We start from the raw sequence: 15655 nt of genomic DNA, 5'->3' as shown, positions 1-15655 counted from the left end.
CAATTGTTTGCAGAACCACCAACTGCTCAACATTTAGCTGAAATATGACTAAACAAAACTCACAAATATTCAGGATTTCTTCAGCAAACAATCAATTTCATCTCAGGTTAAAGTTATATACTGGGCCACATAACCGAGCAACATTAGATCGGGAGTGTGGGATATGAAAAGCATTCTGGTCGCCGGCGGGGCCGGATATATCGGAAGCCATACCGTGAGGTTATTACAAGAACAGGGTTTCAAGCCGGTCGTCCTCGATAACCTGGTAACAGGGCACCGGCAGTCCGTTCCCTTGGATGTTCCCTTCATCCGGGGAGACATCGCCGATTCACGTCTCGTGCGCGAAACAGTCGAGCACGAAAACGTCAGTGCGGTTATCCATTTTGCTGCCCGCAGTCAGGTCGGAGAATCCATCGCCAAGCCCGGCCTTTATTTCGAGGAGAACAGCGCCAAGACCAGCCGCTTTCTCAACTCACTCATCGAAGCGGGGGTGAAACACATTGTTTTATCATCGACAGCTGCCGTCTATGGAATTCCCCAAGCAGTTCCGATTTCAGAAAGTGCACCGGCCAACCCAATTAACCCTTACGGGGCCTCCAAGCACATGATCGAACAATCTTTGCCCTGGTTAGAACAAGCCTATGGCCTGAAATGGATTGCCCTGCGCTATTTTAATGCGGCCGGAGCGGTGTTAGACGGTTCCCTGGGCGAAGACCATGTTCCTGAGACTCATCTTATTCCTCTAGTCCTGAAGACAGCATTGGGACAGAGACAAGCCATTCACATCTATGGTTCGGACTATTTCACGCGGGACGGGACCTGTATCAGAGATTATGTTCACGTCCTCGATTTGGCGCAAGCCCATATCTCTGCCCTGGAGGCCCTCGAAAAAGGAGGCGAAAGCGGTGTTTATAATGTAGGAACAGGCTCAGGCTATAGTGTCAGAGAGGTGATCGAGACTGCGCGCGCGGTGACCCGGCGCCGGATTCCCGCCATCGAGTCCCCCCGGCGGCCGGGAGACCCGGATCAACTGGTGGCCGGCGTTGATCGGATTAAAACACTTCTCAATTGGACGCCAGAATACAATTCCCTGGAACAGATCATAGAGAGTGCGTGGGCCTGGCATCATCGCCACCCTTACGGATTCGAACACAAATCAACTCTATAAGGAGGACTATTCATGAACGAGCAAATTCCGGATAACAATATCTCAGTCGAACCAAACAACCCTGAAGCCGCAGAAACCAAAGGAACGCCAAAAGCATACGAGGAAGCTGTAGAAGTACATGCAGAAGATGCTGTTGGAGATGCTGTTGAGATTCCTGCCGTAGGAAATGACGGGAATCCTGGCGCCCGGGAAGCAGAGGAGGACAAGACGCCTGCTACACAGAATACCGGATTCCCCGGCGGAAAAACTACCGAGATCCCCGGCAGTAAGAAACTCAGGACTCCAAAAAGCCGGGAGCGGCTCCGGCTTTATCGATTAACTTCTGCATCAAGTCGCCACACGAAGGCCAAAAGCTCAGCCACGGCTTTGAAAAGCTTCGGGGGTATTTCATGATTCAGTTGGACCTGTAGGAGGGCTTCAACGAGGGCAGGGTTTTCCTGAATGGGAATCCCTGCCTGTTTGGCGACTACGATCAGGCGCTCAGCCAAATAACCTGAACCCTGGGCTACGACTTTGGGAGCACCCTGGTGATCATATTTTAAGGCAGCCGCTTTCGGTCGTTTGCTCATACTTTAATGTCTACCCCTTTCGGCTCAATTCCATGGATAAATGAATCAAACCGTTCGTCGCCAAGCGGGCTGATCCGAACCCCGATGAGTTGGTAGCCCTGTCCGGCAAAATGTTCTACGACGGAATCTTTGAGCTGATCCCAGAGAGTCGAAATCATTTGCGGCATCTCAGTCATGAGAGTCACGGTTAATGCATGATCATAAAACATGGCGTCAATTCCGATTTCCCCCAGAGTGTCTGTTACCATATTTAAGCCGATCCGACAGTGTCCCGTATCAAGCTCTTTCCCCTTTTTGTTGCCGTGGACAGCTATCCTGGCTTGATAAGCTTTTGTCTGGAGGCGATACGGCAAATCCATGACCAAGTATACCTGTGAATCGTGTTCTGAAGCTTGTATCGTCTGGAGGTTTGTCAGAGTGTCCAACCATAGTTTGGCTTCTGGATCTTTTTTCGCTGCGGCGATAAGGTGAGCTTTAAGAGTATTTTTTATTTCCTGAAATTCCTGGCTCTGAAGGGATCCGGTCAGATTTAATGCCTGCCAGAGTCTTTTTTCATAGTCCATGCCAAGCTTGTGAAACATGGACACGAGAGCCTGCGCGTCCATTCCCTGGATCCCGTCTGCCAGGATATGCGGGAGAATTTTTGCAATGGATAACTCAGGCACCGGTGTGTTTGAACTCGGGCTGCTTGCTTGGGCAATACCTTCTTCACCACTTAGAACGGTTGTTTCTCCCTCCCCGCCAATCTGTGAAGGGACTTGATCCTGTTGGGATGACTGAAGCAGATTGAGTATTAATCCTTGAACGGGCAATATTCCGTTTGGTTCCATACTCTCCCTCATTTCGCTAGGCACAGCGGTTTAATCGCCTTGGTTTTCTCAATAAGATTCAATCGTGCGCACTAAATAGTCTTTAAGCATCGGCTCAACAAAAGTATAACTTCCGCGGCCGGATTTTTCGATAATAGCCTTAAAAATCAAGATATCAACTGCTCGTTTCCCCAGATCATCTAAAAGTTCCTCATAGACCGGCGACAAAGTTGCTAAGGCTCTGGCGTAACCAAGCTGTACAATATCAAGGGTCAGCCTTTCTTCGCCGGCCTCCAGCAATACATAATAGATTTCCGAACACAACAGCATAGTGTCTTGTGGGTGCCCGCCGCAATGGCTCCTTGAAATTCATCAAACACGAGCACAGTATGCTTGCTATCCTTCAAGAGGAGCAAGATAAACTCCTGCTCCTTATTACATGTGTAGTAATATCATCCGGTAGAAAAATCGGTGTTGCGATGTGACTTTGGATAGTAGATAAATCCTTATTTGTAAAAATAAACGGCTAATCAGATTAAATTAAAATTGAGCATCAAAAGATCGTTAGGTAAAAATCTTTGACGGATTCAAGCCAAACGCCGTCAGGTGTATTCTGCTCACAATGCCGATAATGTCGGTTTTTTGGAAAGTCAGACTCCTGGCAATCGCCAAATACGCGCGACACCGTGGGCTGAGATACTCCAGCCAACCTTGCCACATCTTCCGCTGTTACTCTTTTTACGATGTTGTCGGATTTTGCCACAGAAACACGCCCTTCTAGTCTCAGCATGCGTATTCAGGATTTTATTCTTATCATTATTCTGTTCATTTGTCAATATTCATGCAGAATAGTTCATCTTGCATCAACGTTTACTCATATTCATACCAACTCGAATCAACCGACACAGCCTCGCCGCAGCCTCACTAACCAATCTATCGGCATTTCCCAGACACGCTTCCAATGACATTGGCTCAGGCACGATACTCATAAGCCCTGATATCCCCTTTTGCAATACGTCCTCATGCCCCGGGCCGAGCCCCCCGGATAAACATACAACCGGCACCTTATACTTTTGGGCCAAAGCGGCAACACCGGCAGGCGCTTTCCCGTGGGCTGTCTGCCTATCAGTTCTCCCTTCTCCGGTAATTATCAGATCGGCCTCTTTTATCTTCTCCTCAAAGCCGGCAGCCTCCAAAATGATTTGAATCCCGGGGCGCAGCTCTGCCGGAGTAAAGAAGAGCAAGCCTGCGCCTAAGCCGCCGGCCGCCCCTGCCCCCGGAATTTCCGCCACCTCTCTGCCGGTAGCGGATTTCGCTAGCTGAGCGTAGTGATTAAGCGCCTGATCCAATTCAGTCACCATCTCAAGCGTGGCTCCTTTTTGCGGGCCATACACTGCCGAGGCACCGCGCGGGCCGCATAACGGATTGTCAACATCACATGCCACCAATATTTTGGTTGAGGCCAGCCGCAAGTCGAGTCCGGATATATCTATTCTTCTGAGGTGTTTCAGTGCCGCTCCCCCATTCGGCAATTCACGGTTTAACTGATCCAGAAATTTTACCCCTAAGGTCCTGGCCATTCCTGCTCCGCCGTCATTAGTCGCACTGCCCCCGATACCCAAAATGAGCGAACGAATTCCGGCATCCAGCGCTGCCTGAATTAATTGGCCGGTACCGTAAGTCGTAGCCAGCAGGGGATTGCGCCTATCCTTCGGAACCAGCGGAAGCCCTGAAGCTGCAGCCATTTCAATCACCGCGGTTTTGCCATCTCCGAGAATGCTCCAATGGGCTTCCACCTTATCCCCCAGCGGCCCCATCACCTCGGTTTTCATTAGCCGGCCGCCGGTCGCGGCCAGCAGAGCTTCTACCGTCCCTTCCCCGCCGTCAGCAACCGGTACTTTAATTATCTCGGCACTGGGAAATACATCTTGAATCCCGCGTTCCATCGCAGCGGCCGCTTGGATGGAGGATAGACTTCCTTTATAGGAATCCGGTGCCACTATGATCCTCACATGCTTCACATCCTAAGAAATTGCTTGTTCCATAAACCCATACTATTGGAACAGGCTCTAAAATTCAATAGACTTGATCCTGCCGCAGACATAAATCTAATAATCATGGAATTTGACAAGTCTGCAACAGAAATCAAAAAACTTGTCTAAACTTTATGATTAATTCACCCACTACTATATTCTAACCCGATTGACCCCAGACGGTTGATTTTTGATATACGCAAGGTGGCGCCAAAAGACGCCATCATGTTCTCGGATGTCGGCAACAACCAGCCTTGGATCGAGGAATTCTGGAGCTCCGAGGTACGGGGAACTCACTTTACGGCCGGCGGCTTTGCGGCCATGGGCTTCGGTGTAAGCGGTGTTTTGGGTGCCAAGCTGGCCCGACCGGATACGACCTGTATTAACGTCTGTGGAGACGGCGGTTTCCTCATGATGCCGCATGCAGTAGCCACCGCCGTCCAGTATAATCTGCCGGCGGTCTGGATCATCATGAATAACTACGCCATCGGATACTAACGATTGTGAAGCGGGAGTAACTGCCGTATCTTATGGCTAGGGTTACGAGATTTCCGCCGGAAGCCGGACATAAAAAGTGCTTCCCTCACCCTCCACGCTTTCAACCCAAATGGTTCCTCCATGGAGGTCAACAAGTGATTTAGAAATCGCCAACCCCAGCCCGGCCCCGCCGTATCTGCGGGTACGGGAGGAATCTATCCGGTAAAAGCGCTCAAACAGATGGGGCAAATGCTCCTTTGATATGCCGGTGCCATTGTCTCTAACGCTGAGGATGACCCCCTTATCAGCACTACGCCCGGTCCCGCCGCCTTCAACACCACTTCCGTTGCTACTGCTTCTACTGTCACTTTCACTGCTACTGTCACTTCCACAGCTACTGCCGTTTGTATTACTGATGTTGACGGAAATCTCGATCACTCCCGTTTCCGGGTCGGTGTGCTCGACTGCATTATGGAAGAGGTTCAAGAGCACCTGCTTCATCTTGTCCTCATCATACCGGCAGCGGGTAGAGGGACCGAAGAGTAAATCCACCCGGCGGTTGCCTGCCAAGAGCCGTAACTGCGGTTCCATAACCCTGATAAGGTCGTTCAGATCCCCCTCAGTCAGCTCAATATCAGGCGAACGGTCAAGTTTCGCCAGTAACAGCAAATCCTGAACCAGCTTTTTCATGCGTTCTGATTCCGCGTACATGCTGTTGAGGGATTTGTGCAGTTTATCCGGCTGATTGACGGCCCCGCGCAGCAGCACTTCCAGAAAGCCGTGAATCGAGGTCAGAGGAGTGCGCAGTTCGTGGGAAGCGTCAGCCACAAAGCGGCGCATCTGTTCTTTGGCTTCTTTTTCGGCTGCGAACGAGGATTCCAGCCGCTCCAGCATCCCGTTAAAAGAAATAGCCAAACGGTCTATTTCAATCTGGCCCTGTTCGGCGGGGAAACGCTCGGTCAGGTTTCCGGCATCGATTTGTTCCACTTTGTCGACCATGTTGGACAACGGCACCAGTGTTTTGCGCAGCACCGGAATAAAGGCCAGCAAGCCCCCGATTAAGGCCAAGAGCGCGAGCGCGAGAAACGTAAACAGCTGCTGCAGCAAAATGTCCTGTAAAGGCTTGGTCGCAACACTCACTTGTACAACTCCCAGCAGAAGGCCCCGGTCCTCGATCGCTTGCAGAACCACCAACTGTTTATTTCCGGACCCATTGTCAAACACTTGATAGTTTAATTTGCGCTTACCTTGAACAGCACCCTGGTAGTCTTGCACTGTCAGCTGGGGCGGAGCCCCGCCATCCAAGCGTGAATTGGAGAGTACGAGAAAGTTTCCTCCGCGGTCAATGAACGCAATTGCAGCATCCGGCAAAAATACAAACGGCACCCGGCTGGGGCCGTTGACAAACGAATTCAGGACAACCTGTTCCCAGGCATCCGAAGAGAGGGATAAAATCTGAGTCTGCATACTGGAGGCTTTGTTTTGGTAAATGAACTCCTTCATTACGGCATATTGAAACAGGCCCACGATCAGCATAAGCCCTGCCATTACTATCAGGGAACGGGACAAGAGCTGAAAGCGCAGGGAATTCTTTTGTCTAAATGCTTCTTGCAAACGCCGGGAGTTCTTGTGCCCGAACAACCGTCCAAACAGGCGCAGAAAGCGCAGTAAAATTTTTTTCCTGTTCATGATAAATCGACCCGGTAGCCCGACCCGCGCAAGGTGCGGATCAGGCGATGTTCTTTGTCATTTAACTTATCCCGCAGGGAGCGGATGTACACCTCCACGATATTCTCATCCCCTACGAAATCATAACCCCAGACTTTATCCAGAATCATGGTTTTGCTCAGAACCATTCCTTGATTGAACACCATAAATTTAAGCAGCTCGTATTCCGTTGGAGAAAGCTCCAAAACTCGGTCATCATACTGAATCTCTTTGCGCCGGTCATCAATGCAGAAAGGTCCGATCACCGCCTCCCCCATCAGGTTGGGGAATTGATTGCGAATCCGGGCCTGAATGCGGGCCAGCAATTCCTCAAAGCTAAACGGTTTGGCCATGTAATCGTCAGCCCCAAGGGTCAGTCCTTTCACCCGGTCTTCCACCTCATCTTTAGCCGTGAGCATGATAATGGCAATGTTGCCCGTTTTTTTAAGCATGCGGCACACTTCAAATCCGTCCATACCCGGCATCATGACATCAAGAACCGCGATATGGGGCTGGAACTGCTTGGCCATCGTAACCGCAGTCATCCCGTCCTGGGCCTTTTGCACCTCGAATCCCTCATTTAGAAGGCCCATCTCTAAAAACTCTAAAATATTCGGTTCATCATCCACGAGCAAGATTTTAATTCCCTTAAGTTTCTGCAACAAGCCCGCCCCCTTAAACCTTTATCTTTATTATGCACGATTCAACTGAAAAGAGATTGAATAAATTTCATAAAAATATTCAGCATTTCTTCAGGTAACACTCAATGCCGGCTCAGTTTCACAAGCGATAATAAATTCGTTGCCGATTTTATCAAGCGGAGGTACAAGATTAATGAAAAAGATTAAACTGTTGAAATGGAAAGTCGGGATTGTAGGTGCCATCGGTATCACTGTTTTCTTCAATACTATTAGAACAAGCCCTGAATTTCAACAGGCTTACCTTAATGCAGCATCATTTTCAAACAGCCAAGCAAGTATCACAGAACCCCAAAACCCAATGGCATCCGACCCTACTTCTCCTGACAATTCATTCAATCAATCCCCAAATACGAATGATCATCAAGGTCAAACCGCACCGCGCTACCACTCGAAAACCAGGCGTTCCTAACCTCACACAAAGGAAGCTCAGAACATGCTTAAAGCAATCGAACCGATGAACAATACTTTACAGCAAATTATCTTTCAGGCAATGAACACCACCGTAGAAATTGCCTTCTGGGGACAAAAAGAACAGGTGCCAAGCATCGAACGCCGGGCTCATGACTGGTTCGAGCAGGTAGAGATGAGCTTCAGCCGCTTTCGCCCGCAAAGCGAATTAAGCCGGCTGAATCGCTTCCCAGGCCGGCGTTCGACGGTTTCAGCCCCAATGCTCGAAATCCTGCTCCTGGCAGAAAAATATCATCAACTGACGCAAGGGATTTTTGATCCGTTGATCGGCAAAGCCTTACAGGATTCAGGGTATAACGAGTCCTATGAGATCGTGAAAGAGAGGGAGCAGTGGGAGCTTGCTCCGGACATCGCGATCATCCAGAACAAAAATAAAGCCGGACAAGCCGCATTTCAGGATAGAGTACTGAGCAGCACTCTTCCTCGGCGGAAACAGAAGATCCAGATTGACCTTTTATCCAAATCAGTGCAAATCCCAGTTCAGACGGAGATAGATTTAGGCGGAATCGCCAAAAGCTGGGCGGTCAAGGGTTTGGCCGAGCAATTGCACGGCCGTCTCGGGTTTGAACGGGGACTGATCAACGCCGGCGGCGATCTGACGGTCTGGGGAAACTCAGGAGCTGATGCCGATCCCTGGCTTATCGGAATCGAAAACCCCTGGGCCCCGGAGGACGAAATCGGAATACTGTCATTAAGCGATGGGGCAGTGGCTACCTCCAGCAAACTCGGACGCACCTGGGCAAGCAAGCAAGGCAAAATGCACCATTTAATTGACCCGCGCACCATGGCTCCAAGCACAAGCGATGTCGTTCAGTGCACCGTCAGCGGCAATGATGTGGTGGCATGCGAAATCTGGGCCAAAGTGATCTGCATTCTGGGCCGGGAACAAGGTCTGGATTTATTCAGCCGCTGGACAACCGGGTATGAGGCTTTCGTATTTACCGAGGAGAGGAGATGTTATAAATGGCGCAGTTCATCCTAAGCCTGCCGCTGTGGCAGTTGATCCGAACCCTGGGCATCGTGTCTTATGTCTTAATAACAATAGGCATAAGCCTCGGGCTGATTTACACCTTCCCCTGGTGGAACGCAGCCCGCAAAGCCGATGCCTTTGAAGTACACACCTTTTTCACGAATACCGGTATGCTCCTGGGAATATTGCACGGAATCATCACTGTGATTGACCCCTACATGCCGTTCTCCTGGAGCGAGGTTCTCGTTCCTTTTACAGCCCAACACTCTCCGATTCTCAATGGGCTCGGTACTCTTGCAGCCTATAGCCTGCTCCTCATCATCTTCACGTCCGATATTCGCCATTTGCTTGCACGCAAGGTATGGCACTTGATGCATCTGTTATCCTATCCGGTTTTTGTGATGTCATTCATCCACGGCTATTTCGTGGGAACGGATACCGGTACTCTTGGATGGATGTACCTGATTTCAGTCCTTATCGTCTTAATTCTCACGGGAATTCGAGTTGCGTTGGTCCGTGCTCCCAAGACCAATACGGCTCCTCATTCCTGAATCGTGAAGCCGTATGAGCGATCCCTTAAAATTCTTGGCCTTTTCCCCAGGCATTCCGCCCATATGGCCCCCAAACGGATCCCTGCCCGACCTTTCCCCGGGCCTGCCGCCTGAACCCGGGCCGAAACTCTTCTCCCGCAAAAATTCAGCTATCTTTCAGCAATCTATCAATTTCAGTTCAGTTTTAAGTTTTATACTATGTCACATAAAGGAGGGAAGACTATGAACGAGCAAATTCCTGAGAACAATAAAACACTGGAACTTAACAATCCTCAAGCTGAAGAAAGGGGGACATTTCCCGCTAGTGAAGAATCAGAATCTACCGGGATTGTTGCAGAAAATGCAGTGATTAACTCTGCTGAAGATGCTGCCGGTAACCCTGCACATCATTTGAAGCAAACTGTGATTGCTAACCCCTCAACCTCCAAAAAACGCATGAGGAAATTCGTTGCCATTGCAGGCATCAGCTTAGTCAGCGCCATCGTTGGCAGCCTCACTACCGTTGCCGCCATCCCCCATATCTACCCCAACTCTGGCAATGCCGCTCTTTCCTCAACCTTGGGCAGCACAAAGCCGGTCCTCCCCGTTTCCTCTGCCGCCTCCGGCGCCGCTAATTTCCCGGTTGCGGAAATTGCCAAAGCGGTTGGCCCTGCGGTGGTGGGAGTATCTAATTTTCAGACCAGCAGAGGCTTTGCCGGGAATTCCGGGCTTCAAGAAGCCGGAAGCGGCTCCGGATTTATCATTGATGCAAAAAAAGGGTACATCGTCACTAACAACCATGTGATTGAAGGAGCGCAAAAAATTACCGTCAGCTTAAGTGACGGGCGCAACCTTGACGCCAAGCTGGTCGGGGCGGATGCACGTACTGATTTGGCAGTGCTGCAGATTGCGGATACGTCCAACCTGACGGCGGTAAGCCTGGGGGATTCCTCAAAACTGGTTGTCGGGGAACCGGTGGTTGCTATCGGCAACCCTGGCGGCAATAATTTTGCCCGCTCGGTAACCACCGGGGTTGTCTCCGCCACCAACCGCACGCTGAATCTTCAAGGAGAATCCAGTTTTAACCTTATCCAGACCGATGCTGCCATTAACCCCGGCAATAGCGGCGGGCCGCTGGTAAATTACCAAGGTCAGGTGATTGGAATTACCTCGGCCAAATATGCGTTGCAAGGCTTTGAGGGCATGGGCTTTGCCATTCCGATGTCTGATGCGATGCCGACTATTCAGCAATTGATTAATTCCGGAGTAGCCAAGCACCCGGCCTTATTGGTGAGCGTCAATGATGAGTACCTCAGTTACGCTCAGGCGAACAATAAACCGCTTGGAGCCTATATTATTGATGTTGTCGCTAACGGTCCCGCGGCCAAAGCCGGTATCGCCAAAGGGGATGTGATTACGAAGATCAATGACGGACAAGTACAAAATTCCTCTGATTTGGTGCGTGAACTCTACAAGTATAATGTCGGGGACAAAGTAAAGGTTACCTTTGTACGCGATGGACAAACCCACGAAGTCGACGTAACCCTGGGAGAAATTACTTCAAACCAGAGATGATTTATTCTCTCAGGACACCAAAGACCGTACCGGTGAGCGGTACGGTCTTTATCCGTGATTTCTAAAGGCTTAGAACAAACGCGGATTTTCAAGCTGGCATAATTTCTTACATCCCTAATGCGCTTAACTGTTCAGATGTAGGGACTCCCTCCGGATCCCAACCTCTCACCGTGTAATATTCCGGCAGCAGCTCATCCAGATGATGAACATTCCCTTTGGAGGGGCCATCCGGAATTGGTTCATTCAGCAAGCGTTTGGGTAACGTATCATCTGCTTTCGAGTACCCTACCCTTAAATTATGGAGACGCTCGTTATTCCAAATCCGCTCGCCGCAGGCCAGAAGTTCTTCATCCGTGTACTTAAAACCTGTGATGGCATTAACCAACTGCCTGTAATCGGATAATCCTAAAGCGAAGGAAGAAAAAAAGCATAGGCCTAAAGAGTCTATGACAGCAGTTAGATCTTGGGTATGCTTAACCCATTTGGCTTTTCCTTCGGTGCTGAAGCGATCGATTTTCTCGCCCACTCCCAGAATTTCAGGGGAAATAACATACCCCCGGACATGACAGCCGCCCCGGTTACTGGTAGCATATGCTAACCCCTGGCCTTGAACACCGCGTGGGTCATAAGCAGGGAGTTCTTGCTTTTTGACGCTCATTGAGAGTTCTACCGCTCCATAACTTTCCGCGAAGCGGTAAGACCCTAAAGCCATTTTGGCTCCCAGGCCTTCCTGATAGGCTATTTTGCGAATCCATTCAAGCATTCCTTGCGCATGGCCGAATTCCAAGGGAGTGCCTTCAAGTTCGTCAGGCTTGATGTAGCCGCGCTGGTATAGTTCCATCCCGGCCGCAATGGTAGCCCCCACGGAAATCGTGTCTAAGCCGAGCTTGTTGCACCAATCATTGGCCTGATGAATGGCATCATAGTCCTGAACGCCGCAGTTGGAACCGAATACTCCAATAGTCGCATACTCCGGCCCCCCGCCTTCTCCTTCATCCCAATTGCAATAGCGGCCGCAGGCAATCGGACAGCGGTAGCAGGATTCCCTCTTGACCAGGTACTTCTCCGACATGGTTTCCCCGCTGGTTTCATCGGCATGGGGGTTATAGGATTGTTGGAAATTGTTCACCGGATAGACTCCGTTTTCGTTCATCACATTGACCAAGATGGCGGTGCCATAGGCCGGGAGCCCTTGGCCGGTTACGGGGTTTTCCTGGATTTTATTAAGGATATCGGTCAGAACGGCCTTTACGGCACCCGGGTTAGCAGGCTCTAGTTTGTTCGTGCCCCGGACGATAATAGCCTTCAAATGTTTAGACCCCAGCACCGCCCCAACCCCGGTCCGCCCGGCTGCCCGGTAGAGGTCGTTCATCACCGAGGCCATCAGGGAAAGGTTTTCACCGGCAGGCCCGATCGTCAACACCTTGGCCGTATCATTCCCGAACTCCGCTTTAAGGATTGAGGTCGTCTCGTAGACGTCTTTGCCCCAGAGATGGGCCGCATCCTTGATTTCAACCTGGTCATCATGGATGGAGAGATACACGGGCGCAAGAGCCTTTCCTTCCACAACAATCATGTCATACCCGGCGAACTTTAATTGGGGGCCCCAGTACCCGCCGGAATTCGAAGTGGTTAAGGTGCCATTGAGCGGGGATTTCGTCACCACCATGAAGCGCCCGGAGGAAGGAGCCTTGGTTCCCGTCAGGGTTCCGGCCGCAATAAACACTTTATTCTCAGGCGAGAAGGCGTCTACCTCGGCCGCAACTTCATCGGTAAACATCTTGCCGGCCAGCCCGCGCCCGCCCAAATATTTGCGGTCCAGCTCCGGATTCAGCGGCTCAGTTTTAATAGATTTTTCCGTTAAATTAACCCGCAGGATCTTTCCGGTATACCCACCCATTGCTTTTTCTTTTCCTCCTGCGTCAAATTGAGTGTGAGCAGTTATTTAGAAATTAGAGACGGTTTGATTTTCTTGATCCTAACCCCGCAGATTTTAAGCTCAGGGATATTGCTGACCGGGTCGGTGGCATTGATGGTCAGACGATTGGTAGGAGTTTCTTTATAGTGGAAGGTTAAGAAGACCATCCCCGGCGGGATGTGGTCTGTTACCTGGATTTTGGTTTGAACTTCCCCTCTTCTGGATTCTACTTGGACATAGTCCTTGTCTTTCAGCTTATATTCCCGGGCCGTATTAGGATGAATCATCATCAATTCTTCCGGGCGCATCCGTTCTAACTTGGAACGACGGCTCATGCTGCCCGTGTGAAACTGATACAGATTGCGGCCGGTGGTTAACAACAGGGGGTACTCCTCATCCGGCTCCTCCGCCGCGGGCATATAGTGGACCGCGTGGAACTTGCCTTTGCCTCTGGTAAACGTGTCTTTATGGAGGAAAGGAGTTCCCGGGTGATCCGGACTCGGGCAGGGCCACTGGATACCTCTCGTCTCGAGCCGGTCAAAACTAATCCCGGCATAGGATGGCGTGCAGCGGGCGATTTCTTCCATGATCTCGACCGGCCCCCTGGGATAAGACCAGGCGTGGCCCATTTTATTAGCCAAAGCCACAATAATCTCTGAGTCGGGCTTAGAATTTCCCCGCAGGGAGATGGCCTGCCTTACCCGCTGAATCCTGCGCTCGGTATTGGTAAAGGTACCGGTCTTTTCAGCAAAGCTTGCTCCCGGCAGGACGACCTCAGCCAGTTCGGCGGTTTCCGTCATAAAAATATCTTGCACCACCAAAAAATCTAAGTTCTTTAAGGCTTCAATCACATGATTGGCGTCAGGGTCTGACAGGACGGGATTCTCGCCCATGATGTACATAGCTTTAATCTCCCCGGCATAAGCGGCATCCATCATGTCCGTGACCGTTAACCCAACTTTTTCAGGTAACTCAACTCCCCAGAACTTGGCGAATTTCTCCCGGCTTTCTTCGGACTCGACCAACTGATATCCAGGGTAATAATTGGGCAGACCGCCCATATCACAAGCACCTTGCACATTGTTCTGGCCCCGCAGGGGGTATACTCCCGCACCTTCTTTGCCCACGTTGCCGGTTAAAATGGCTAGATTAGCCAGAGAGAGCACATTTTGCGTTCCGGAGATATGCTGGGTTATGCCCATGGCATAGACAATCGAAGCCCGCTCGGCCTGGCCGAACATGCGGGCAGCTTCTTCCAGAAGTTCGGCCTTGACTCCGGTAATTTGTTCCACCCGCTTGGGGTTATACTGTTCCACAATTTCACGCCATTCATCAAACCCTTCACTGCGGTCTGCGACAAACTTCCGATCCCATAAATCATCCCTTAAAATGACATGTGCCAGACCGTTGATCAGGGCGATATCCGTACCGGGTCTCTGCCTGAGCCAGATATCCGCATATTTGGCCAGTTCAATTTTGCGCGGATCGGCCACAATCAGCTTGCGTCCGTTGCGGACAGCCTGTTTAATACGGTAGCCTGTCACCGGGTGGGCTTCCGTGGTATTGGCGCCGATTAAGAAGATCACTTCCGTATTCAGTAATTCATTCATGGAGTTCGTCATGGCTCCACTGCCAAAAGCTGTTGCCAGACCGGCAACGGTGGAGCTGTGTCAGAGACGGGCGCAGTGATCGACATTATTGGTCTTCAGAATCGTGCGCATGAATTTCTGAAAGAGATAATTCTCTTCATTGGTGCATTTAGCCGAAGTTAAGCCCGCAAAGGCTTGGCCGCCATGTTCCTGCCAAATGGCCTTCAGCCGGTTCGCGACATAAGTGAGCGCTTCATCCCACGATACCTTCTCGAAGACTCCATTGCGCTTTATCAAGGGGTCGGTCAAGCGGTCATTGGACTGAACATATTCCCAGCCGAACTGGCCCTTGGCACACAGGTGTCCTAGATTGGAACCCGATTTAGCGGCAGCGACCCCAATGATGCGGTCGTCCTTCACTTTAAGCTTCAATTGGCAGCCGACTCCGCAATAGCCGCAAGTGGTGGTTACCTTTTTGACTTCCCAGGGCCGGCCTTGCCAGAGCACCGATTTTTCTACGAGGGCGCCCACTGGACAGACATTAACGCACATACCGCAGGCGGTACAAGTTGTCTCCTGGAGATTGTCATCAAAGGCCGAGGTAACTTTGGTATCAAAGCCCCTTTCCATAAAATCATAGACATGAGCGCCGTTTACTTCCGCACAGATCAAAACGCACTTGCCGCATTTAATGCATTTGCTATAGTCTCTGATAAAGAAATGGTTGTCAGTGTCAATGGGGTATTCCTTTTTGGCGCCCTTATAAGGGGTGTCTTCCACCTGATAACGGTAACAGTAGTCCTGCAGCCTGCAGTCCCCGTTGCGTTCACAGGTCAGGCACCTTAGGTCATGGTTGGCGATAAGCAGCCGTAAGATATCGCGGCGGGCCGAAACCACCCGCTCAGACTCCGTTTGCACTTCCATGCCGTCGGTTACAGGAGTCGCGCAGGCCGCGAGCAGTTTCCTGGCTCCCTTGACCTCAACCACACACATGCGGCAAGCACCGGTAATCGTCAATCCTTCCTCATAACAAAGTGTCGGAATGTCGATCCCATTTTCCTCCGCCGCCTTCAAAATCGTATAGTCGGCGGGAACGTTGTAAAGGTTTCCGTTTATCTTAATTGAGACCACGAAAGATCAC

Annotated in this window: 15 protein-coding genes; 6 read left to right on the top strand and 9 right to left on the bottom strand. The window is 50.7% G+C overall.

Translation table 11 applies throughout. The features are described 5' to 3' along the window. Positions 1-163 precede the first annotated feature (163 nt). A complete protein-coding gene (gene galE, locus J0X21_RS07705) occupies positions 164-1168 on the top strand; it encodes a UDP-glucose 4-epimerase GalE (protein WP_206811613.1) in 1005 nt (334 codons plus the stop codon). A 308-nt stretch (positions 1169-1476) separates the two neighbouring features. Here the strand turns inward: galE and J0X21_RS07700 are convergent, their stop codons facing one another. The 5 genes from J0X21_RS07700 to J0X21_RS07680 all read right to left on the bottom strand — a co-directional run bounded on the left by J0X21_RS07700 (position 1477) and on the right by J0X21_RS07680 (position 4558). Beyond that, positions 1477-1737 (bottom strand): EscU/YscU/HrcU family type III secretion system export apparatus switch protein, encoded by a 261-nt coding sequence (locus J0X21_RS07700; RefSeq protein ID WP_206811612.1) that lies wholly within the window; start codon positions 1735-1737, stop codon positions 1477-1479. Then, positions 1734-2567, bottom strand: coding sequence for a hypothetical protein (locus tag J0X21_RS07695; protein WP_206811611.1), 834 nt, complete (start codon positions 2565-2567; stop codon positions 1734-1736). Before J0X21_RS07695 ends, J0X21_RS07700 begins: the two co-directional genes overlap by 4 nt. A 48-nt stretch (positions 2568-2615) precedes the next feature. Further along, positions 2616-2870 (bottom strand): hypothetical protein, encoded by a 255-nt coding sequence (locus J0X21_RS07690; RefSeq protein ID WP_206811610.1) that lies wholly within the window; start codon positions 2868-2870, stop codon positions 2616-2618. Positions 2871-3110: 240 nt separating this feature from the next. Then, positions 3111-3266: a hypothetical protein gene (locus J0X21_RS07685; protein ID WP_236006138.1), complete on the bottom strand. Its 156-nt coding sequence runs from the start codon at positions 3264-3266 to the stop codon at positions 3111-3113. A 143-nt stretch (positions 3267-3409) separates the two neighbouring features. Continuing rightward, entirely contained in the window at positions 3410-4558 is a 1149-nt protein-coding gene (locus J0X21_RS07680; protein ID WP_206811608.1) for a glycerate kinase, read from the bottom strand. Positions 4559-4783: 225 nt separating this feature from the next. Between J0X21_RS07680 and J0X21_RS07675 the strand changes: the two genes are divergently transcribed. Then, the gene (locus tag J0X21_RS07675) at positions 4784-5077 is read left to right on the top strand and encodes a thiamine pyrophosphate-dependent enzyme (RefSeq protein ID WP_206811607.1); all 294 of its coding nucleotides are present in this window, start codon (positions 4784-4786) and stop codon (positions 5075-5077) included. A 42-nt stretch (positions 5078-5119) separates the two neighbouring features. Here the strand turns inward: J0X21_RS07675 and J0X21_RS07670 are convergent, their stop codons facing one another. Together J0X21_RS07670 and J0X21_RS07665 are read right to left on the bottom strand one after the other, a co-directional pair. After that, positions 5120-6604 carry a sensor histidine kinase gene (locus J0X21_RS07670; protein ID WP_206811750.1) on the bottom strand — a complete coding sequence of 495 codons (1485 nt, stop codon included), beginning with the start codon at positions 6602-6604 and terminating at the stop codon, positions 5120-5122. Positions 6605-6741: 137 nt separating this feature from the next. Continuing rightward, complete coding sequence (locus tag J0X21_RS07665) at positions 6742-7425, bottom strand: response regulator transcription factor (protein ID WP_206811606.1); 684 nt, start codon at positions 7423-7425, stop codon at positions 6742-6744. Positions 7426-7597: 172 nt separating this feature from the next. Between J0X21_RS07665 and J0X21_RS07660 the strand changes: the two genes are divergently transcribed. The 4 genes from J0X21_RS07660 (at position 7598) to J0X21_RS07645 (ending at position 11007) form a co-directional block, all read left to right on the top strand. Further along, positions 7598-7873, top strand: coding sequence for a hypothetical protein (locus J0X21_RS07660; RefSeq protein ID WP_206811605.1), 276 nt, complete (start codon positions 7598-7600; stop codon positions 7871-7873). Positions 7874-7897: 24 nt separating this feature from the next. Beyond that, positions 7898-8914: an FAD:protein FMN transferase gene (locus J0X21_RS07655; RefSeq protein WP_206811604.1), complete on the top strand. Its 1017-nt coding sequence runs from the start codon at positions 7898-7900 to the stop codon at positions 8912-8914. Next, positions 8896-9453, top strand: coding sequence for a ferric reductase (locus tag J0X21_RS07650; RefSeq protein ID WP_206811603.1), 558 nt, complete (start codon positions 8896-8898; stop codon positions 9451-9453). Before J0X21_RS07655 ends, J0X21_RS07650 begins: the two co-directional genes overlap by 19 nt. A gap of 435 nt (positions 9454-9888) precedes the next feature. Further along, positions 9889-11007 (top strand): S1C family serine protease, encoded by a 1119-nt coding sequence (locus J0X21_RS07645; protein ID WP_236006151.1) that lies wholly within the window; start codon positions 9889-9891, stop codon positions 11005-11007. A gap of 106 nt (positions 11008-11113) precedes the next feature. Here the strand turns inward: J0X21_RS07645 and J0X21_RS07640 are convergent, their stop codons facing one another. Both J0X21_RS07640 and fdhF read right to left on the bottom strand, forming a co-directional pair. After that, positions 11114-12907: an aldehyde ferredoxin oxidoreductase family protein gene (locus tag J0X21_RS07640; protein ID WP_206811601.1), complete on the bottom strand. Its 1794-nt coding sequence runs from the start codon at positions 12905-12907 to the stop codon at positions 11114-11116. A 41-nt stretch (positions 12908-12948) separates the two neighbouring features. Further along, positions 12949-15645, bottom strand: coding sequence for a formate dehydrogenase subunit alpha (gene fdhF / locus J0X21_RS07635; RefSeq protein WP_206811600.1), 2697 nt, complete (start codon positions 15643-15645; stop codon positions 12949-12951). Between the last annotated feature and the right edge of the window lie 10 nt (positions 15646-15655).

This window comes from Paradesulfitobacterium ferrireducens, from assembly GCF_017310645.1.
GTDB classification, from domain to species: domain Bacteria; phylum Bacillota; class Desulfitobacteriia; order Desulfitobacteriales; family Desulfitobacteriaceae; genus Paradesulfitobacterium; species Paradesulfitobacterium ferrireducens.
The sequence above is the reverse complement of the archived record's forward strand: the minus strand, read 5'-3'. Positions and strand labels throughout refer to the sequence as shown.

What these genes read in the sequence shown, in the direction of transcription:
- J0X21_RS07670 (WP_206811750.1), bottom strand. Translation starts at nt 6,604, where the DNA reads ATGGCAGGGCTTATGCTGATCGTGGGCCTGTTTCAATATGCCGTAATG.
- J0X21_RS07660 (WP_206811605.1), top strand. Translation starts at nt 7,598, where the DNA reads ATGAAAAAGATTAAACTGTTGAAATGGAAAGTCGGGATTGTAGGTGCC.
- J0X21_RS07650 (WP_206811603.1), top strand. Translation starts at nt 8,896, where the DNA reads ATGGCGCAGTTCATCCTAAGCCTGCCGCTGTGGCAGTTGATCCGAACC.
- J0X21_RS07655 (WP_206811604.1), top strand. Translation starts at nt 7,898, where the DNA reads ATGCTTAAAGCAATCGAACCGATGAACAATACTTTACAGCAAATTATC.
- J0X21_RS07695 (WP_206811611.1), bottom strand. Translation starts at nt 2,567, where the DNA reads ATGGAACCAAACGGAATATTGCCCGTTCAAGGATTAATACTCAATCTG.
- J0X21_RS07645 (WP_236006151.1), top strand. Translation starts at nt 9,889, where the DNA reads ATGAGGAAATTCGTTGCCATTGCAGGCATCAGCTTAGTCAGCGCCATC.
- J0X21_RS07685 (WP_236006138.1), bottom strand. Translation starts at nt 3,266, where the DNA reads ATGTGGCAAGGTTGGCTGGAGTATCTCAGCCCACGGTGTCGCGCGTAT.
- J0X21_RS07640 (WP_206811601.1), bottom strand. Translation starts at nt 12,907, where the DNA reads ATGGGTGGGTATACCGGAAAGATCCTGCGGGTTAATTTAACGGAAAAA.
- J0X21_RS07700 (WP_206811612.1), bottom strand. Translation starts at nt 1,737, where the DNA reads ATGAGCAAACGACCGAAAGCGGCTGCCTTAAAATATGATCACCAGGGT.
- galE (WP_206811613.1), top strand. Translation starts at nt 164, where the DNA reads ATGAAAAGCATTCTGGTCGCCGGCGGGGCCGGATATATCGGAAGCCAT.